This window comes from Actinoallomurus oryzae, assembly GCF_039541955.1.
GTDB classification, from domain to species: domain Bacteria; phylum Actinomycetota; class Actinomycetes; order Streptosporangiales; family Streptosporangiaceae; genus Actinoallomurus; species Actinoallomurus oryzae.
The window spans coordinates 564167-583538 of sequence record NZ_BAABHF010000046.1; the positions used below are offsets into that span (position 1 = coordinate 564167).

At 68.6% G+C, this 19372-nt stretch carries 20 protein-coding genes and 3 tRNA genes; 9 read left to right on the forward strand and 14 right to left on the reverse strand.

The features are described from left to right. The first annotated feature begins 35 nt into the window (after nt 1-35). Nucleotides 36-314, forward strand: a complete 279-nt coding sequence (locus tag ABEA10_RS39020; RefSeq protein WP_329244636.1) for a PspC domain-containing protein — start codon at nt 36-38, stop codon at nt 312-314. On the opposite strand, the gene ABEA10_RS39025 is transcribed toward ABEA10_RS39020, so the two are convergent. After that, nucleotides 311-1579 carry an MFS transporter gene (locus ABEA10_RS39025; RefSeq protein WP_345472741.1) on the reverse strand — a complete coding sequence of 423 codons (1269 nt, stop codon included), beginning with the start codon at nt 1577-1579 and terminating at the stop codon, nt 311-313. The genes ABEA10_RS39020 and ABEA10_RS39025 overlap by 4 nt on opposite strands. A gap of 107 nt (nt 1580-1686) precedes the next feature. Continuing rightward, entirely contained in the window at nt 1687-2034 is a 348-nt protein-coding gene (locus ABEA10_RS39030; RefSeq protein WP_345472743.1) for a metallopeptidase family protein, read from the reverse strand. A gap of 62 nt (nt 2035-2096) precedes the next feature. Here ABEA10_RS39030 and ABEA10_RS39035 point away from each other — a divergent pair, with 62 nt between their 5' ends. From ABEA10_RS39035 to ABEA10_RS39060, 6 genes are all read left to right on the forward strand, one after another. Continuing rightward, nucleotides 2097-3653: a metallophosphoesterase family protein gene (locus ABEA10_RS39035; protein WP_345472745.1), complete on the forward strand. Its 1557-nt coding sequence runs from the start codon at nt 2097-2099 to the stop codon at nt 3651-3653. A 93-nt stretch (nt 3654-3746) separates the two neighbouring features. After that, nucleotides 3747-3819 (forward strand) — tRNA-Glu (locus ABEA10_RS39040). Between the two features lie 26 nt (nt 3820-3845). Continuing rightward, nucleotides 3846-3920: transfer RNA gene (locus ABEA10_RS39045), tRNA-Asp, on the forward strand. A 24-nt stretch (nt 3921-3944) separates the two neighbouring features. Next, nucleotides 3945-4018 (forward strand) — tRNA-Phe (locus ABEA10_RS39050). Nucleotides 4019-4248: 230 nt separating this feature from the next. Further along, a complete protein-coding gene (locus ABEA10_RS39055) occupies nt 4249-4581 on the forward strand; it encodes a DUF6247 family protein (RefSeq protein WP_345472746.1) in 333 nt (110 codons plus the stop codon). Beyond that, entirely contained in the window at nt 4582-4827 is a 246-nt protein-coding gene (locus ABEA10_RS39060) for a hypothetical protein (protein WP_345472748.1), read from the forward strand. A gap of 812 nt (nt 4828-5639) precedes the next feature. Here ABEA10_RS39060 and ABEA10_RS39065 read toward each other — a convergent pair. From ABEA10_RS39065 to ABEA10_RS39075, 3 genes are all read right to left on the reverse strand, one after another. Further along, entirely contained in the window at nt 5640-5834 is a 195-nt protein-coding gene (locus ABEA10_RS39065; protein WP_345472750.1) for a hypothetical protein, read from the reverse strand. 331 nt (nt 5835-6165) lie between these two features. Further along, nucleotides 6166-6348 (reverse strand): hypothetical protein, encoded by a 183-nt coding sequence (locus ABEA10_RS39070; protein ID WP_345472752.1) that lies wholly within the window; start codon nt 6346-6348, stop codon nt 6166-6168. 580 nt (nt 6349-6928) lie between these two features. Continuing rightward, nucleotides 6929-7312 (reverse strand): DUF5997 family protein, encoded by a 384-nt coding sequence (locus ABEA10_RS39075; RefSeq protein WP_345472754.1) that lies wholly within the window; start codon nt 7310-7312, stop codon nt 6929-6931. A 55-nt stretch (nt 7313-7367) separates the two neighbouring features. Here ABEA10_RS39075 and ABEA10_RS39080 point away from each other — a divergent pair, with 55 nt between their 5' ends. After that, a complete protein-coding gene (locus ABEA10_RS39080) occupies nt 7368-8051 on the forward strand; it encodes a LysR family substrate-binding domain-containing protein (RefSeq protein WP_345472756.1) in 684 nt (227 codons plus the stop codon). A gap of 275 nt (nt 8052-8326) precedes the next feature. On the opposite strand, the gene ABEA10_RS39085 is transcribed toward ABEA10_RS39080, so the two are convergent. From ABEA10_RS39085 to ABEA10_RS39105, 5 genes are all read right to left on the reverse strand, one after another. Further along, on the reverse strand, nt 8327-9328 hold the full coding sequence (locus ABEA10_RS39085) for a GlxA family transcriptional regulator (protein WP_345472758.1): 1002 nt from the start codon (nt 9326-9328) through the stop codon (nt 8327-8329). Between the two features lie 42 nt (nt 9329-9370). Further along, on the reverse strand, nt 9371-10363 hold the full coding sequence (locus tag ABEA10_RS39090; RefSeq protein ID WP_345472760.1) for an alpha/beta fold hydrolase: 993 nt from the start codon (nt 10361-10363) through the stop codon (nt 9371-9373). A gap of 363 nt (nt 10364-10726) precedes the next feature. Next, entirely contained in the window at nt 10727-11086 is a 360-nt protein-coding gene (locus ABEA10_RS39095) for a hypothetical protein (protein ID WP_345472761.1), read from the reverse strand. A gap of 137 nt (nt 11087-11223) precedes the next feature. Next, the gene (locus ABEA10_RS39100) at nt 11224-12177 is read right to left on the reverse strand and encodes an amidohydrolase family protein (RefSeq protein ID WP_345472763.1); all 954 of its coding nucleotides are present in this window, start codon (nt 12175-12177) and stop codon (nt 11224-11226) included. 85 nt (nt 12178-12262) lie between these two features. After that, nucleotides 12263-14866, reverse strand: coding sequence for a molybdopterin cofactor-binding domain-containing protein (locus ABEA10_RS39105; protein ID WP_345472765.1), 2604 nt, complete (start codon nt 14864-14866; stop codon nt 12263-12265). A gap of 164 nt (nt 14867-15030) precedes the next feature. On the opposite strand from ABEA10_RS39105, the gene ABEA10_RS39110 reads away from it, so the two are divergent. After that, a complete protein-coding gene (locus ABEA10_RS39110; RefSeq protein WP_345472767.1) occupies nt 15031-15690 on the forward strand; it encodes a TetR/AcrR family transcriptional regulator in 660 nt (219 codons plus the stop codon). Nucleotides 15691-15805: 115 nt separating this feature from the next. Here ABEA10_RS39110 and ABEA10_RS39115 read toward each other — a convergent pair whose 3' ends face one another. From ABEA10_RS39115 to ABEA10_RS39125, 4 genes are all read right to left on the reverse strand, one after another. Then, nucleotides 15806-16102, reverse strand: coding sequence for a hypothetical protein (locus ABEA10_RS39115; protein WP_345472769.1), 297 nt, complete (start codon nt 16100-16102; stop codon nt 15806-15808). 201 nt (nt 16103-16303) lie between these two features. After that, nucleotides 16304-16651, reverse strand: a complete 348-nt coding sequence (locus ABEA10_RS51415; RefSeq protein WP_486303805.1) for a Pycsar system effector family protein — start codon at nt 16649-16651, stop codon at nt 16304-16306. A 691-nt stretch (nt 16652-17342) separates the two neighbouring features. Continuing rightward, the gene (locus ABEA10_RS39120) at nt 17343-18005 is read right to left on the reverse strand and encodes a response regulator (protein WP_345472771.1); all 663 of its coding nucleotides are present in this window, start codon (nt 18003-18005) and stop codon (nt 17343-17345) included. Next, on the reverse strand, nt 18002-19120 hold the full coding sequence (locus ABEA10_RS39125) for a sensor histidine kinase (protein ID WP_345472773.1): 1119 nt from the start codon (nt 19118-19120) through the stop codon (nt 18002-18004). Before ABEA10_RS39125 ends, ABEA10_RS39120 begins: the two co-directional genes overlap by 4 nt. Nucleotides 19121-19372: the final 252 nt, after the last annotated feature.

Consider the following 19372-nt stretch of genomic DNA (forward strand, 5'->3'; position numbering starts at 1 on the left):
GGCGAAGGGGGTACGGGCCCGGGCACGATCGAGGCATGAACGACGACATGACGCACGAACCCAGCGACACGACCGGCCCCCGCCGCCTCACCCGCACCCGCGACGGACGCATGATCACCGGCGTCTGCTCCGGCGCCGCGGCCTACTTCAACGTCGACCCCACCCTCGTACGGATCGGCGCGGCGGTGGTGACCATCCTCACCAGCGGCGCGGGCATCCTGCTGTACGCCGCCGCGGTGCTGCTCATCCCCGAGGAGGGCAAGGACGTCTCCATCGCCCAGGAGCTCATCAACAAGCAGACCAGTCGTAACTAGGCGGCGGCGCTGATCGCGCGGTCGTGGGTCGAGGCGATCACCTCGGTGCGCACCTGGGTCCACGACATGGCCAGCATCGTCGCCACCGTCAGGCCCGCCACGCCGGCGAGGGCGACGACCGGCTCCGGCCCGAGCACCTGGGCCAGCGCGCCGCCCGACAGGATGCCGATGCCCTGGCTGGCCAGGATGCCCGACTGGGCCAAGCCGAACGCCTGCCCCCGTCCGGACGGGGGCACGGCCGCCACGAAGGCGGCGTTGGCCGCCACCTGGTAGGCGCAGCCCACGCCGGACAGCGCCCACAGCACGACGACCGCCCACAGCGGCGGGCGCAGCCCCGAACCCACCAGCGGCGCGCAGGCGAGCATCGCCATCCAGCCCATCATGCGCAGCCGGTTGTCGGGCCGGACGAACCGGCTGTACGCGAACGCCCCGATCACCATGCCCGTCGGCGTCGCCGACATGAGCAGCCCCACGATGAACGGGCTGTCGCCGAACGTCTTGGCGTACGGTGCGGCCAGCCCCTCCGGAAGCACGTAGAAGCCGCAGAGCCACGCGAAGCACACGAGCGGCCGGAGCGTGCGGTCGCCGAGCACCAGGCGGCCACCGCGACGTGTGATCTGCCACAGCGACTCGCGGGTCTTGGCGTCGCGTAGCGGCGCCGGCCGCCGCCGTACGCCGGTCATGACGATGAGCGCGGACAGGACGAACGTCACCGCGTCGACCCCCAGCGCCTGGTGCGTGCCGACGACGAAGATCACCGCACTGCCCGCGAGGAAGCCCAGCATCTGCGTCAGCTGGTGGGTGATGTTGTTGATCGCCGAGCCCACGACGTACATGTCGCCGGGCAGCACCTCCGACAGCAGCGCGGCCCGCGCCGCGGTGAACGGCGTGCCCAGCAGCACGCTGAAGAAGATCAGCGCGCACAGGGCCGCGAACGGCAACGGCCGAACCGCCATCAGCGCGAGGATGCCGGCCCGTGCGAGGTCACAGACGATCATGACCCGGCGCCGGGGGAGCAGGTCGGCCAGGATCGAAAGCACGGGGCCGCCCAGGATCGGCGGCAGGTAGGTCAGGGCGTACGCGACGGCGGTCTTCAGCGGCGAGTGGGTGTTGTTGTAGACGAGGACGGCGAGAGCGACCTGGGCGAACTGGTCGCCGATGTACGAAAGGGCCTGGGCCAGCCAGAGGGAACGGAACTCGCCGACACCGAACACGTCGCCATAAGTGGCCTGCCGATCCAACGGCCGTCGATGTCGTCCACCCACGCGCGCTCCCCTGTCATCGCTGTCCGTGACCGGGCGGTCCCAGGGATTATCTCACGCTGCGTCGCTGAGGTGTGACCCATTGTGTGCGAACGTGTGTATGGGAAAGATCACCATCCGAGTTCGTGGAGCCGTTCGTCGCCGATGCCGAAATGGTGAGCGATCTCATGCACGACGGTCACCCGCACCTCTCGTACGAGGTCGGCGCGGGTCTCGCAGACGGCCAGCAGCGGACGCCGGAAGATCGTTATCCGGTCGGGCAGGAAGCCGGCGTAAGTGCCGCCGCGCTCGGTCAGCGGCACGCCCTCGTACAGGCCGAGCAGCACGCCTGCCTGCGGCGGAGGGTCGTCCTCGACCATGATCACAACGTTTTTCATGAGCACTGTGAGCCCTGGCGGGATGGTGTCCAGCGCTTCGCCGACCAGTTCCTCGAACTCCTCGCGACTGACGTCGATCACATTGCCATTGTGCGTGGAGAGGGGCAGAAGCGAGCATAGGTACCAACGTGTTGACCCGAGTGATGACAGAAGTCCGCCGTGTCGTGGCGATGCGGCGTGTCCGGCTCCCCGCGCGGATCACGGCGGTGGTCGCGGTGGGACTGCTGGCGGGCTGGCTCGGCATGCTGTACGGCGGTCACGCCAGCACCGACATCGGCCCCGCCGACGTCACCTTCTCCCTCCGCCCGTCCCTCTCCGGCGGCACCGTGATCGACATCCCGCCGCTCGGCACGCTCCGCCTCGACAGCCACTCCGGCCCGGTGCGCATCGACGCCCAGGTCACCCAGATCCGCCCCGAACCCGCCCAGAAGCTCATCGAGGACCCGGCCGCCGTCGACCACCTCACCTCCACGATCGGAGGTGACATTCGTCACGGCTTCATCGTCATGATCGCCAAAGCCACGCTGGCGGCGCTGGCGTGTGCCGCCCTGGCCGGCCTCGTGGTGTTCCGCACGTGGAAGCGCATGCTGTGGTCGACCCTCGCGGCCTTCAACGGCCTGCTGATCGTCGGCATCCTGGGCGCGATCACGTTCGACCCGCAGTCGGTCGCGGAGCCGCGCTTCACCGGGATCCTCGCCAGCGCGCCCCAGGTCGTCGGCGACGCCAAGTCCATCGTGTCCCGCTTCGGGGCCTACCGGGCCCAGCTCGCGCAGCTCATCGGGAACGTCTCGCGCCTGTACGACGTGACCTCGACGCTGCCGACGTACGAGCCCGATCCGACCACCATCCGCGTCCTGCACGTCTCCGACATCCACCTCAATCCGGTGGCGTGGAGCGTGATCCGCCAGGTGACCAAGCAGTTCAAGATCCAGCTCGTCATCGACACGGGCGACCTGACCGACCACGGCTCCTCGGCGGAGGAGAAGTTCGCGAACGACATCTCCAAGCTCAAGATCCCGTACGTGTTCATCCGCGGGAACCACGACTCCACCGACACCGAACGCGCCGTACGCCGGCAGAAGAACGCGGTCGTACTGGACAACCAGGCCAAGGACGTCGGAGGCCTGCGGATCTTCGGCATCGGCGACCCGCGCTTCACCCCCGACAAGACGACACGCGGAGACGACGTGGACGCCCACGAGATGCTCGCCATCGGCCAGGGCGCCGCGGCGCAGCTGACGGCCTCTCACGAGGCCCCGGACGTGGTGCTGGTCCATGATCCAGCCGAGGGCCAGGCGTTCGACGGCACGGCGCCCCTGGTGCTGAGCGGCCACCTGCACCAGCGCTCGACCCGCCTGCTGCCCTCGGGCACCCGCCTGTTCGTCCAGGGCTCCACGGGAGGCGCCGGCATGCGAGGCCTGGAACACGAGCAGCCGACCCCGATCGAGATGTCGGTGCTGTACTTCAACCGCGCCAGCCACCGGCTCCAGGGCTGGGACGACATACGCCTGGGCGGCCTGGGCCTGACCTCGGCCCAGATCGAACGCACCCTCGAACCCAAGCCGGACCGCCCGATCGCCCCACCACCGTCCGCCCGAACACCGTTCACCACGCCCGCCTCACCGTCAGGTTCGCGGTCGGGCTCGCCGTCGGGTTCGCCCAGGTCAGGGAGCTCTAGCGCAGCGGGACGGCCGGGGTAGGGGAATCACTTTGGTGGTTGGGGCGGTTGTCCCCTATGCTTTCGGTGTCCCCGACGGCAGGCGCCAAGGGCAACACGGCGGCCACGCCGTCGAGTCCCCATCGTCTAGCGGCCTAGGACTCCGCCCTTTCAAGGCGGCAGCGCGGGTTCGAATCCCGTTGGGGGCACGATACCCTTCGGGGTAGCAAGGCAAGGTCCTGTGGAGCAGTTAGGAGTGCTCGCCACCCTGTCAAGGTGGAGGCCGCGGGTTCAAATCCCGTCAGGACCGCTGAGGCACCACCCGGTGCCGTGCGGGCAGGTAGCTCAGTCGGTACGAGCGTCCGCCTGAAAAGCGGAAGGTCGGCGGTTCGACCCCGCCCCTGCCCACCTCTCTGACCTGCTGAAAGACCCCGAACGCCTCGCGTCCGGGGTCTTTTTGACAGCAACCAACGTACGGCGGACGGTCGCAGTGTGCGTTGATTGTGGCCGGCTTGCGAGGCTGACATCGTCTCGCCGTGGGGTCCGGCTTCCGATGCTCGTCTTCCCTGTCTCTTCGACTCGCAGGGAGTGTGTCGGGCGAGCTCTGTAAGCTCTATGGGAGCGAGAGGAGGCCCAGGATGACCGCGCAACCACACGACTTTGCCCCTGGCAGCGCGCCCGAGCCGGCCAAGAGTCTGCGCGCCATCCGGGCCGCCCTGGTCGTGCCCCAAGACCGTGAAGCTTTCGACGCCGGGCTCAAAGCGGTGCTCGACGAGGTCCGCGTGAACCTCGATCTTGGAGTGCTGAACGACTTCGTGCACCGCTGGTGGATCTCCGCTTGCGACTCCGTACACGACCCTGAAGGGCGTCGGCGGATGCATGCCCGCGCCAGTCAGCTCGCCGCGGGGGAGGCCGTCCCTGCGGGCAGGCCATGGCGCGAGATCCTTGCCGAGCGTGAGAACGGGCGGTAGGTGTACTGCCTCAACCTGGACCCGATCGCCGAGGAGCAGATCAAAGCGGTCCCCGAGGGAGCTCTACGCCCGCTCGCCGAGTTGTTCACGTTGCTGGAAACGGCGCCATGGAGCGGACAGCCGTTCAACCCAGCCAATCCACGGGGCAACATGCTCACGCACGCCTTCGGCGAACGCGGGCTCGCCACATACCTCGTCCTGGAAGAACAGCGCGAGGTACACGTGCTTCGCGTTGAATGGCCATGACCGATACTCCATGACAAGCCGCGGCCGTTGACGGCAACGTCGGCCACCACGCACAACCATCGGCACACGCCGGCCACCGTTTCCGTCGGCATGGAGGCTCTGAGCAGGGCGGTCGTTACTCCTGAAAAGCGGAAGGTCGGCGGTTCGACCCCGCCCCTGCCCAGCACAGACGCCCCGCCACTGATCACAGTGACGGGGCGTGAGTGTCTAACTGGGTGACTACGGCCCTGACTGCGCTACGCGTAGTCAGGGGTAGACGCGACGATCACTGCTAGCGCGGCCGTAGCAACGGCCAGCACGACCAGGAGGCGGGCGGTCCGGCCCCGACTTTCCAAAGCGAACCGCACCGTACGCCCGACTTCTTCGGTCACGTTTTCCATCTTAACCTCCTCTCTTTTAGCCGTGCTAGAAATGGCAAAGCGTTGTACGAACAAATGAGGTGGCGGCCTTCGGAAGCCGCTTAACATGTTTCTGCGACGCTCAATACAGACCCATCTTTGGGTCCGGTATATTCGGGCGCGCACGAATTTCTCGGCGCATAGATATAGAGGCACAGTGACCTTATGGCCGCAGAGCTACGGTCGGTCGCCTCGCCGGTGCGCGTGTAGCGCACTCATATAGCAAAACATAGATGTGGGCGTGTAGCCGCACTAACATTACAAACATTTTCTGCCGGTAACCGGCGGAGCGCTCGCTCTGAAACCGACAATAGCAGTACCGGGACTCCGATATGGTGTGGGTAGATGTTTATGCCTAAACGCCCTGCCTCCGTGCCCGGAGACGTGGCATTAGTGCCGAATGGGCGGTTACGGCTAGTACTCTGCTGGAAAGATCGCGTCCATCGCGGTCGCTCGCTCCTGCATGACAGGCCGCCCGGCCTCGGTCGCCGGCCGCCAGGTCTGCGCGCTCTTGTCGAACGTCACCACATGCGGCCAGGACAGTTCACGCAGTTCTTCGATGTCTCGGACGATGTGCGGTGGGACGCCGAGGTCGAGCAGGAACGACACGCAGGTGTACCGGATGTCGTGGAACCTGACGTGTCCAAGTCCGGCGCGCTTGCGGATCCGGCCCCAAGCTTCGTTGGAGGTTGTCCGGCTCCAGTGGCGTTCCGATGCGGGATGGGAAGACGAGGTCGTATTCCTGCCAGTTGGGCCAGGCGTTGGAACGGTCGGTCTTCTGGCGTTCCTTATGGGCCTTGAGGGCCTCGATGCAGATCTCCGGGAGCGGCACCGTTCTCTCGGAGTCCCCGATCTTGGGCGGGACGAAGCACAGCTATCCACCGACGCGCTGTAGCGCGTGGATGACTTCGAGGGTGCCGGCCTCCAGGTCGATTTCGGATCACCGCAGGCCGAGAAGCTCGCCGCGACGGAGGCCGAGGCAGAGGGCCAGGACGTAGAGCGCGCCGAGCGGTTCGTCGTAGGCGGCGGTGAGGACGGCACGGGCCTGTGGGACGGTCAGGCCGCGGTTGACCTTGTACTTGGGCGTCGAGACCTTGACGAGCTTGGCGACGTTGCGGGGCACGATTTCCTCCCGGACACCGGAGAACAGCTAAAGATCGACGACCCACACCGCTAGCCCGCGTCGCACCGATCCGAAACGGCCCGAAGCGGGCCCGGATCGTCGCTATAAGCTGCCGACGAACTGCACCTGCTCCGGACGCAGCCGGCTCGGCCCATCGGCCCCCTCTGCGGGGGCCAGAGCTCGCGAGCCACCACGACATGAGGATCCCGAACAGCGTCACCGTCGCGATTAACGCGAGCGAGTTGATGCACAGCCACCGCACCAGCAGTGTTGCAAAGCGACGTTCGAAGTGAAACCGAGTAGGGCGGCTGACAGTCCCGACTCAGCGGACTTGAAGCGGGCTCGACGCTTTAGGGCGCCGCGCGCACGAGGCTGTGCGCATTGCTCTTCCGGTACGGCGACGAGATCCTGGGTGAACCGCAACGCATTCGGCGAACCGGCATCGGCCAACCCCACGCTACACTTCCGCCGACTCGACGGAGGCACCATCGCTCCAACAGCGCACCCTCGGTTACCACCGTCAGAGCGACAGAGCCGAACGCTGTGCAGACCCCGGCAGAGACCAACGTCGTCCGGTGGGTCAAGCCTTGGCACGCTGCTGCTTCAGGCGGAGCTCCTCTTGGCGGACCCGGGTTTGGATGGTCTGCTCGCGTTCTAGCCAGTCGGGTTTTTCGGCCTTCAAGGTCTCGATCTCGGCAGTGGTAAGGGGGCCTGTGATGCCGGCGCGGGCCAGGCCCGAGGCGGAGACGCGGAGCTTGGCGGCGACGACCTGGCGGGGGTGGGGGCCCTCGCGGCGTAGGTCGGCGAGCCAAGAGGGCGGGTCGGCCTGGAGCGCGTTCAGCTCGTCCCGGGAGACGAGGCCCTCCTGGAATTCGGCGGGCGCTGCCGATAGCAGGATCCCCAGCTTCTTGGCCGCGGTCGCGGGCTTCATGGTCTGCGGGGTCTTCGCCTTGGACGTGCTCATGACACAGAGGGTAGCCAGCGGGAGGAAGTCATCTGGACGCGGTTAGGGTGAGAAGGTGACCAAGAGTGAGTTTCGGCTGGCCTACGCGCCAGGAGTGACGCCCGGGAAATGGGCCGGGCTGTGGGCCGAGCGGGTACGGGAGGTGCCGCTTCGGCTCCTCCAGATGCCCGCCGCCGAGGCCGTCCTCCTGCTGCGGGACGGCGGCGTGGACGCGGCGTTCGTGCGCCTGCCCGTCGACCGCGAAGCTCTCCACGTGATCCCGCTGTATGTGGAGACGACCGTGGTGGTGGTGCCGAAGGATCACGCGGTGGCCGCAGTCGAGGAGGTGGGGGTTGCCGACCTCGCCGACGAGCATGTGTTCGAGCCGCTCGACGAGGTCTTGGTCTGGGGCGACCGGCCCGGGCAGCCCGCCTTCACTCGTCCCGAGAGCGCGGCGGACGCGATCGAGCTGGTGGCGTCGGGGGCCGGCGTACTACTGCTCCCTCAGTCTCTGGCCCGCCTCCACCACCGCAAAGACCTTACGTACCGCACCGTGACCGACGCTCCTCAGTCCCAGATCGGCCTCGCCTGGCTCGAGGCCGAGACGACCGACCTCATGGAGGAATTGATCGGCATCGTCCGCGGCCGCACCCCCAACAGCTCCCGGGGCCGTACACCCCGGCAACCGCCCACCCGTAAGAAGCCGCCGCAAAAGCACTCCACCCCCAAGCCTCGCCGCCGGACGCGCCGCCCGACGTGAACAGGCTCGGTGCTGTGGTGGTCAACGGAGTCCGAACAAACTCACCGCGGCGACCATCACGACCGAGGTCAGAAGCCGAGGGCTATTCTTGGCGGGCGATGGTGTTCAGCGGGACGCAGTTGTTCGGCGGGTGCTGCGGACGATCGACGTCCTGAGCGTGACCGTTCCGCTGTTGAAGATGCCGCTTCACGCCGACGAATACGCGTCCTTCCGGCCGGTGACGAATGCTGTGCGGTTCGCTGTTCCTTGTGGGCTGATTATCGGATGTCAAGCGCCTAGATCGCTTTCGCGGCGCGGCGGGCGGCTGGGGTGGTGGCGAAGTGCTGCCGGTAGCGATCGGGGGTGGTGGACAGTCGCCGGGCGATGACTCGGTGGAGTGTCTTGCCGTGCTTGTAGCCGACGGCGCGTGCGATGGCGTCGACGGTGAGGTCGGTGGTCTCCAGCATTCGGCGAGCCGCCTCCACCCGCAAGGTCTCGATGAACAGCGCGGGCGTGCTGCCGGTTTCGGCGCTGAAGGATCGTGCGAAGGTGCGCTGGCTCATGCCGGCTCGCTCGGCGAGGGTCGCGATCGTCAGATCCTCGTGCAGATGGTCGGGCAGCCACTGCTGTATCGCCCGGATCGACGGCGTGCGGGCGGGCTGGCTGCGCAGCTGCGCGCTGTATTGCTCCTGGCCGCCCGCACGCCGGACGAAGACCACGAAATGCCGGGCGATCAGCTGCGCGACCTCGGCGCCCAGATCGGCTTCCACCAAGGCCAGGGCCAGGTCGATGCCCGCGGTGACCCCGGCCGAGGTCCACCGGTCACGGTCGTGGACGTAGATCCGGTCCGGTTCCACGGTGACGCGCGGATACCGTCGGGCCAGGTGGTCGCAGGCGCCCCAGTGTGTGGTGGCGTGGAACCCGTCCAGCAGTCCCGCGGCGGCCAGGATCAACGCACCCGCGCACACCGACGTGATTCGCCGCGACCGTCGCGCGAGGGTCGGCAGGTGGCGAGCCACCTCCGAGGACACATCCGGAGCGAAGGCCCCGTCACCGCCGATGACCATCAGGGTGTCGATGTCGTCGGCACCCGAGGCGATCTCCTCCAGAGCCCGGTCGACGGCGATGCTCGCCCCACCGGAGACCGCGATCGCCCGGCCGCCCGGCGACGCCGTGATCAACCGGTATGCGGGAGTGTCGAACGCACGGTTGGCCGCGGCGAGCACGTCGAGCGGTCCGGCCAGGTCGATCAGCTGGAAACCGTCATAGACGACCAGGACGATGGTGCGAGCGGACACCCGCCCATTATTGTCGCGACTCGCACAGACTTGGCGAGGAGATCAGCTCACCCGGCGGCTGAGCCCGCGCCGGGAGTCCGGCACCTCGGTGGCCAGGAAGCGGAGAATGAGCTCGGCCGTGGCGTCCGGCCTTTCGGCGTGTGGGTAATGGCCTGCGCCCTCGACTGTCGCCACCTGGCCGACGCCGGGCGGCATCGCGGCCACGACGGCCTCGCCTTCGGCCCGCGGATCGGCGAAGTCGGGGTCCAGCGTTCCCATGATCACCAGCGCCGGGCAGGTGACGTCGGGTAGCCGCGCCTGCGCGTCGGCTGGCGTGCTCTTGCCCGTCTTCATGAACTCCGCCATCCGCCCCGGTTCACGCAGCGTGGCGGCCAACGCCGCCATGTACTCGTCGTAGTCGTCCGGCTTGCTGGGATAGGCGATGTCGAGGTAGCGGAACCACGATCGCAGACTCCGCAACACAAGCGTCGCGCCGAGGAGGCGAACCATGCCCAGCCGATAACGGCGCACCCTCAACAAGGCGGCCACGTCGAGCTTCTGGACCAAGGTGAACGGGGCGATCTCCACGATGCCCGCGACCGCCTCCGGCGCGGTGGCCGCAGCGATCGTAGCGGCGCCGCCGGAGATCGAGTGCCCGACGATGACGGCCGGACCGCCGAAGTGCTCGATCACCTCGATCAGGTCGCCCGCGATATCGGTGCGGCTGATGGCGGCCTTGCCGGTCACTGACGGCCAGTCCATGCTCGACTCGCCGTGTCCCCGGATGTCCGCGTTGACCACGCGATAGCCCGCGGCGGCCAGCCGCGGTGCCAGGTGCCGGTGCGCTTGGCGCCGGTCGCCGATACCGTGCGACAGCAGCACGAGCGGCCCGTCCCCAATCACGTCGTACGCGATTCGGCCTCCGGTCACGTTCACGAATTCGGTCACTGTCGTGCCTTCCCCTGAGGTCCTCTGGATATCGAGGACACGCTGTGCATCGGATTGAACGGCGACCCGTGGGTCCGCCTCAAGAGAGTCGGCAGGCCCGGTCACCATTACGGCAGAGATAGTCACCAACCCGATGCGGAGGCTCAGGGCCGGTGGAGCCTCCGCGATTCGACCGTTCCGGCAGTCCCGACCCGCTCGGGCCGGTGGATACCGTGCGCCGACTGGACCAGGCGGAACTTATCCAGGTCCGGCGTCCGTCCGAGCTACGTCAAGAACATGCGCGGCATGGGCTGACGGCAACGGTGACAGCAACGGCGGCCACCAGCCACGTACATCGACACGTGTCGACCACTGTCTGACCTCGGCGCGGAGACAGTGAACAGGGCTGATGTCACTTCTGAAAAGCGGAAGGTCGGCGGTTCGACCCCGCCCCTGCCCACTCATCTGACCAGCGAAGACGCCCCGGAGCCATCAGAAGGTAAGGCTGGGGCGCAGCTCGGCCAGTTTGCTGGCGAGCTGGGGACCGAGATACCGGGTCAGGTCGCTTCCCGGCTGCCCCGGGAAAGGCAGGTAATCCAGGAACGACGTCACCACGACCTCTTGTGCCTGCGGCTCGGCAGTGCCGAACTGCTCATCCAGGAAGGCCACGGTGGCCCGCCAGTCCGGCGCGTCCTCGTCGCCGAGGAAGGAGGCAACTGTCTCCTGGGTGACATCCCAGAAGAACACGTGGGGCAGCACGCCGTCCTCGTTGAAGACATGACTTTCATAGATGTCCTTGAAGGCGGGCAACCGCTTCACCAGCTCTTCGACCAACTGGACATCCGGTGTCATTCGCAGCCTCCCAGCCCGGCGTGGCGCGGTAGGTGATGCGGCCGAAGACTTTGGTGGCCGAGTAGTCGCCGCCGTCGCTGGTCTGGTCGTGGACCGGCTCCCCCCATGAGGCGACACCATATTCGGCGCCTACGGGCTCAGCGCAGGCGGAGCAGTTTGTCGGCGGTGCCATGCGCGATCTTCTCCCGCACCTCGGGCGTCAGGGTGAGGCGGTCGAACCAGTCGGCGGCGCGCCGGTTGTCCGCGAACGGGTAGTCGACCGAGAAGATCAGCCGGTCATCGCCGAACGTCTCCCGGGTCAGCCGGAACGGGCCGTCGTAGAAGTAGCCGGCGGTGGTGATCCAGAAGTGCTCGCGGAAGTAACCGCTGACCGGCTTGGGCAGCCCCGTGGCGGACTGGGGGAGTTTGTCGTCGATGCGGGGCAGGTGGAACGGTATGCCCTCGCCGAGATGACCGAGGATCACCCTCAGCCCGGGGAGCCGGTCGAACACCCCGCCGACGATCATGCGTACTGCGTGCAGCGACGTCTCGTAGTGCCATCCGTAGGCGCCGGTGGCCAGGAGCTGGTTGACCGGGTCCTTGAAGCCGTTGTAGTACACGTCTGCGACCGGCTTCGGCGGCGGGGCGGGGTGCAGGTAGATCGGCACGTTCAGCCGGGCTGCGGTCTCCAGGATCGGGTGAAAGAACGGGTCGTCGAGGAACCGGCCGCCGATGGTTCCGTGGATCATCGCGCCGACGAAGCCCAGTTCGCCGACGGTTCGCTCCAGTTCGGCGGCGGCCGCGTCCGGGACAGTGACCGGAAGCGTGGCGAAGGCGGCGAACCGGTCCGGATGTGCGGTGACCATGTCCTGCAGTTCCTTGTTGGCCTTCACGGCGAGCGGCACCGCGGTCTCGGCGGGCAGCATCCGGGGCGTGGGCAGCACCACGGACAGCACCTGCATGTCAATGCCGGCGGCGTCCATGTCGGCCAGCCGCTCGGCGGCCGGGATGACCCGCAGGCGGCCCCGTACCTCGGACGGCAGCCAGGACAGATCCATGGAGCCGCTCATCTCCGGGATGGTGTGGTGTTCCTCGATCGCCACGACGCGCATCAGGGCGAACCTCCTTGAGCTGGTGCACATGCGGAGGACACGACGTACAGCGTGCGTAGTCCGCTGTGCCGCAAAGCGGATGCCGTCATGCGCGACCGACTTTTCCGTTGGGCGCGAGCGGCAGGGAGCGGATCCGGGTGCCGGTGGCGGCCCGGATGGCGTTGGCCAGCGCCGGGGCCACGGCGATCAGCGGGGTTTCGCCTCCGCCGGCTGACGGCTGGTCTGGCCGGTCGATGAGGATGGTCTCCACGGGCGGGACGTCCGGCAGGCGGGGCACCCGGTACTGCGACAGGGAGGCGTTGCGGATCACGCCGTCGGCGAAGTCCACCTGCTCGAACAGGGCCCCGCCCAGGCCCATCACGGTGGCGCCCTCGACCTGGTTGGCGAGGTTGGCCGGGTCGATGACCGCGCCGCAGTCAAAGGCGGTCACCAGCCGCAGCACGTACAGCCTGCCGTCGTCGTCCACCCGGACCTCGGCGGCGGTGGCGACCCGGCCGCCCTTTTCCCATCCGCAGGCCAGACCGAGGCCATGGCCGGCGGGCTGCTGGTCGTGCCGGTCCCAGCCGATCCGGTCGGCGGCCCGGCGCAAGACCGTGGCCAGCCGCTCGTCGTCCAGATGGTCTAGCCGGAACACCAACGGGTCTGCCCCGGCCAGCCGCGCCATCTCGTCCATGTGCGACTCGCGTGCGAAGCTGTTCGCGGTGGCGGCCAGCGCCCGGTAGGAGCCCTGGGGTAGCGGAGAGTCCGCGGGCTGGTAGGCAATGCGCTGGCTTGGCACCCGGTACGGGGTGCCGATGCCGGCCTGCCCGGAGTTGATATTGGTGAACGACCAGCCGGTGAGCTGCCCGGTAGCGTCCGCGCTGGCGGCGACGTCAATGACGGCGGCGGGCCGCAGGTACCCCCAGCGGAACTCTTCCTCCCGGGTCCAGGCCACCTTGACCGGGCCGCCGGCAGCCCGCGCGAGCCTCGCCGCCTCCAGGGCCGCGGCCGCGCCGTGCTTGCCGCCGAACCCGCCGCCGTAGTCGGGCACGATGACCTGTACGGCCGCCTCGTCCAGGCCGAGGGCCTCGGCCAGCTCGCCGCGGGCCCGGAACGGGGTGGACGTGCCCGTCCAGACCGTCAGCCGCCCGGATTCCCACCGGGCCAGGGCGACGCGGGGCTCGAGCGGGACGTGGGCCACGTACGCGGTGGTGTAGGTGGCCTCCAGCCGGAGCGGCCCGGTCGCCAGCGCCGCGTCGACGTCGCCGGCAGCGTGCCGGTACGGGGCGCTGTGGCCCTGGCCCTCGGCCGGGTGAGCGCGCAGGTAGGCTTCCAGCTCCGCCTGGCCGGGCTGGGGGGTCAGCTCCCAGTCCGCCGCGATGGCCGTGACCGCCGCGCGGGCCGCGCGCGCCGTGGGCGCCACCACGCCGACGAAGTCGCCGTCGCGGACCACCTGGATGCCGGGCATGGCCTGCGCCGCGGCCAGGTCCAGCCCGAGCAGCCGGGCCCCGTAGGCCGGCGCCCGCAGCACGCATCCGTGCAGCATCCCCGGCACAGCCAGGTTGGAGGGGAACCGCTTGGTCCCGGTGACCGCGGTGCCGGCTGCGGCCGACCGCGCCGGGCGCCCCGCCCGGCGCCAGGCACCCGGGTCGGTGACCTGCTCATCCGCGCGGGCCTGCTCCACCCGGCGCATCCCGGTTACCAGCTCGCCGAACGAGGCGCTGGGCGCGCCGTCCGGGCCGACCGCCATTCCCTCGGCCAGGGTGATGTCGGCCTCGGCCAAGCCGAAGCGCTGCGCCGCGGCCTCGCGCAGCACCCGCCGCGCCGCCGCCGCCGCGCGGCACAGCAGCGGCGCCGCGTCCGGAATGGACCGGCTGCCGAACGTGCCCATGTCGAACGGGGAGACGCCGGTGTCGCCCATCAGCACCCGTACCGCCCCGGGCGGCACCCGCAGCTCCTCGGCCACCAGCAGCGACAGCGCGCCCCGGGTCCCCTGCCCGGCCTCCACCTTGCCGGTGAAGGCCGTCACCACCCCGTCCGGCCCGACGTGCAGCCAGGCCCGCGTGCTGGTGGTCAAGACACCCGGGGCCGGCTCCCGCCCGGCGACGCTGACCAGGCCCTCGCGCAGCCCGGCCAGGAACGCGTCGGGATCCGGGGCGACCAGGTCCCAGGGCCGGGCCGCGGCGCCGACCGCGACGGCCGGTTCGGCGGCCGGGACCGGCACCGGCTCCAGCGACTCCGGCTGCTCCATCAGCTCGGCCGCCCGGTGGACCGCCGCCCGGATCCGCGGGTAGGTGCAGCACCGGCAGACGTGCCCGGCCAGTTCGGCGTCGATCCGGGCGTCGTCAGGGTGAGGGACGCGGGCCAGCAGCGCGGCGCAGCCGGTCAGCCAGCCAGGCGTGCAGTAGCCACACTGCATCGCCCCGGTCTCCATCCAGGCCTGCTGCACCGGGTGGAGCAGGCCGTCCTCGGCCAGCCCTTCCACCGTCGTCACCCGGTGCCCGGCGGCCTCGCCGGCCGGGGTGGTGCACGCCGTCACGGCCCGGCGGCCCAGCAGCACCGTGCAGGCCCCGCACATCCCCTCGCCGCAGCCCAGCTTTGGTCCGGTGATGCCCAGCTCCTCGCGGAGCACCTCAAGCAGGCTGCGCTCCGGCCCGGCGGCCACCTCGCGGGCGACGCCATTAACGGTCACCGTGAACCCTGGTTCCATGGTGCTCCTGTCCATCTGTGATTCGCCGCAGGCGCCACCTGCGGCGTCCCCTGCGCTCAGCGCTGGCGCCGAGCGTCCACGAGTTCGCACCGAACGAATCTAGGCGCTACGATACAGTATCGAAACTCTTCCGTAGCGGTGGGTGGTACGGCGAGGAGGCCGACATGAGCCGGACCCACGGGGTCGGCGAAACGAGCAAGGCTCGCGGTCGTGGCGGCCGTTACCTGGACAGCTCACGGGACCTGGCCCTGCGGGAGGCGGCGCTCGCCGTGCTCGCCGAGGTGGGCTACGACCGCCTGACCATGGATGCCGTGGCCGCCCGGGCCGGCGCGGCCAAGACCACGATCTACCGGCGATGGCGGGACAAGGCCGACCTTGTCGTCGACGCGCTCAACAGTCTCAAGGGCGTCCCCGACGTCCCGGACACCGGATCACTGCGGCAGGACCTGCGTGCCCTGGCCGAATCCACCACCAGCGCGGAGAGCCGGTTCGGCGCCCAGGTGACGACCGGCATGGTCAGCGCCCTGGCCCGCGACGCCGTACTGCGGCGGGTCTTCTGGGAAAACTTCCTCGCGCCACGGATGGCAGGCTTCCGGACGGTGTTCGAGCGAGCCGAGGCCCGCGGTGAGATGCCCGAAGGCCACGACCTGGACCTGCTGGCCGGCCTGTTCCCCGCGCTCGTCCTCCAGCAGCTGCTGATGCCCGGCGACCCCCCCGATGCCCGGTTCGCCGGCCGGATCATGGACGAGGTCGTCTACCCCCTGGCCACAGCGCCAGCCGCACCTGCCCCGGATACGGCCGCAGGGGTGAAGACAGATGGGTAACGGCACGGAAACAGGGCCGACGATCGAGGCCGAGGGACTCCGAGCACCACGGGAAGACCTGCGCCTGGCCGGCGGCTCGGCTTGTCCTCGGACCGATCAGGTTCTCATCGTGGGCTCACAGGGAGACCTCCGGAGCGTGGAGCAGGGGGAGACCAGCGGTCACGCATGGCGGTACGAAGTGCGCCGGCGAGCCACAGCCGAGCAAGACCGCGATGCTCTCGCACGCCTGATCGAGCACGACGCCGACCCATTCGAGGTCGAGCTGTACGAACTGGCGGCCGACCCACGAACATTGCTCATCGACCGCGCCCAGCGACGCCGAGCGGGCCAGTACGAGCGCCATGTACGACGGTTGAAAAGGCGAGGTCAGCGCCCCCACGGGTGACAGCAACCGCAGCCACCACCGACGCATGTCGACACACGTCGGCCACCCTCTGACCTCACCAGGGATCACCGTGAGCAGGGGTAGACGCGCGGCGGGTCACCGAGACGCGTTTGCGGATGCGTCCCCAACTTCGACGAAGCTGGTCTCCGACCGCCAGGCGCAGCGCGTTCCGCTCAGAGTCTTCGGTTTTGGCCGGACCTGGGTTCGCGCCAGCGGCGCGCCGACTTCTCAGCACGTGAGGACGTAGGTCACGGCAGCGGCGATGAGGAGGCCGAGGGACACGAGCAGAAGATCCGTTGCTCGACGTACTAGGTGGTGTTTGGTGCGGGCATGGCGGGACAGGAGTGTCAGGCGGATCGTCTGTCGGTGAAGCTCGGCTTCGTCGCCGCCAGCGAGCTCTTGGCGGATGTGGTCGATTGCTGCGGAGGGGCCGTCGGCCAGGGCGCGGAGTAATGAAGGGTCTGTGGGAGAACCGCCGCCACGGGCAGTTCGCATCGGGCGGACGGCCCATGCCAGGTGGCCGAGGGCGCCCGCGAGAAGAGCGGCTCCCACCCAGGCCAGAATCAGGACCGTGATAGGAAGTTCAGCCTTGCCCGGCCGGCTCTAGCTGACTGCACCCAGAACGGCGATCACCACGGCTAGGAGGGTGCCTGTCGCGGCCAGAAGTACCGATGCTTTGGTGTCCACCCGTGTGTGCTGGGCTCGTGCGTCTTCGATCAGTACCGCAGTTCGAGACAGCACGTCCTGAGGTGCAGGTTCCTGTCCGGAGCTCTGGCTAGGGGCGCGAGGGCGTACGCGCAGCAGAACGAAAGTTAGCCCGGCCGCAATTGGCGCGAACCAGAGCAGCAGATACTTCGTGTGCGCCGCTTGGGCGTTCGGAGCGTCAGATGCCACGGGGGGAAGTCCATTCGGAGCCTAGGCCGATGGTATGTACTTACTACAAGTGCGGTACATGGGGACAAGCCAGCCCCATCTGGCTTTATGGAGCGGCCATGTACCTTCCGCAGCGCGCCTCCACCGACTTGGCCATGGCGCGGCGACGTGAGTAGTGGGTTCGCCCCCAAGAAGAAGCCGCAGTGCTGTGTCGTCTCCTGACGCAACTCATGCGGCGGATTCCGCGTCGGTCGGAACCTGGAAGCCGCCGCACTTACCAAGTCAGCCCATCCACGGGTGTCGAGCATGCAGCGGCGGGCGACACCTGCGGAGCCACATCGAGGGACAGTGGCCTGCCCGCCGCTGGGCGACGTGGCATGGCGGCCCGTCGATGTCAGCGGTTTCGAGGGGCTACCAGGCCGGATTCGTAGGCGAGGACGACCAGTTGAGCGCGGTCGCGGGCGTGGAGCTTGATCATGGCTCGGTTGATGTGGGTTTTCGCGGTCATTGGACTGATCACCATGCGGTCGGCGATCTGGTTGTTGGACAGGCCCTGCGCGGCCAATACGACGGCCTCGCGTTCGCGGTTGGTCAGGTCCTGCAGTCCGGTGCCGACTTCTGTGTTGAGCGGCAGTTCGACGTACCGGCTGATCAGCATTTTGGTGACCGACGGTGCGAGCAGGGCGTCGCCGCGTGCGGCGACGCGTACGGAATGAAGGAAGTCTTCTGGCTCGATGTCTTTGACCAGGAATCCGCCGGCGCCCGCGCGTAGTGCGTTGAAGACGTACTCCTCAAAGCCGTAGTTGGTCAGGATGACGACATGCACCCCGGCCAGAGCCGGGTCCGCGGCGATGCGGCGGGTCGCCTCCAGGCCGTCCATGACCGGCATCTGGATGTCGATGAGCGCGATATCGGGCAAGTGCTCCTTGATGAGCGCCAGGCTCTCCTCGCCGTTGCCGGCCTCGGCCACCACCTCGATGTCGTCCTCCGCATCGAGCATTGCCCGGAATCCCCTCCGAAGGAGCGGCTGATCGTCGGCCAGCAGGACACGGATCATGACGGTCGGCTCACGGGGAACTCGGCCTGGACCCTGAAGCCGCCCTCGCTACGCGGTTCCGCGCGCAGACGGCCGCCGAGCGCGGTGACTCGCTCCCGCATCCCGAGCAGCCCGATCCCGGGCGTCGGGGCGGTGCCCGGCATGGCGTTGCCGTCGTCATCGACCCGTACGGCAAGGGTGTCCGGTCGGTAGTCGATCTGGATCGAGGCCGTAGTGGCGGCAGCGTGACGGGCGGTGTTGGTGAGCGACTCCTGCACGATCCGGTAGGCGGCCTGGTCCACCGCGGCGGGCACGTCGTGTCGTTGTCCTTCGATCGTCAGTGTCGTGTTCAGGCCCATCCCACGGGCCCGTTCCACCAGGTCCGGGACGTGATCGAGCCCATGCGACGGCGTCTCGGTGTCGTCGCGCAGCGTCTTCAGGGTCATGCGGAGTTCCCGGGTCGCTTCCCGGCCGGCCTCCTGGATCGCCAGCAGGGCCTCCGGCACTTGTTCGCCACGCTTGCGGGCCAGGTGGACGGCGGCGCCGGACTGCACCCTGATGATCGAGATGTGGTGAGTGAGTGAATCGTGCAATTCCCGCGCGATGTGCAGCCGCTCCTCGCTGGCGCGATGTCGAGCGGTCTCCTCCCGGGTGCGTTCGGCTTCGTCGGCACGCTTCTCGGCCTGCCGCAGTGCCTCACCAGCGGCAGCGGCGGCGATCAGCCAGGCCAGCCCGAGGGCGTTCCGGGCCTGGGCGAGCGCCTCGCTCACGGTCCTGTCGAGCGGGGAGGCCAGTATCGCGAGCGGGAGAGTGACCAGCATGGTCACGCTCGCCGCCGCTGTGATCTTGCGGTGCCCGGCCCGTACGGCGGCGTACACCGCGAACAGGAACGCGACGGTGGGTACCTCGAAACCGGCGGCCTGCCAACTCAACGCGCACAGCCCGGTGACGGCCAGGACGGGAATCGGAGCGCGGTTGGACACTGCCAGCGCCAGGCCGCTGATCGCCATCAGCGCATAGCCGAGTAGATCGAGATCCGTGCCGGGGTGGTGTCCGGCCAGGCCGGTGACCAGTTGGATCGCCGTCACGCAGACGGCGATCGCCCCGTCTCTGACGGTGGCCCGATCTGTGCCCATGTGCGCACCTTAGCCAGGTCTTGCCACGTGCGATTCCTGCTGGCGGACGAACGGTCATCTACCGCGCACGCAGTACGTTCACGGCGCCTGCGGCTCCCGCGGTATCAGGGTGCGTCATCAACCGTAGCGCGGATTGCCTGCGTTCGGGGGACGACCGGAATTGCGGTCGACAGGCAAAATCGGGCCCTACTCCCGCATTTCAGCTGCTTTGTGAAAGTGCAGAAGGGCTCGAGGAGAAGATGATGGCAACCG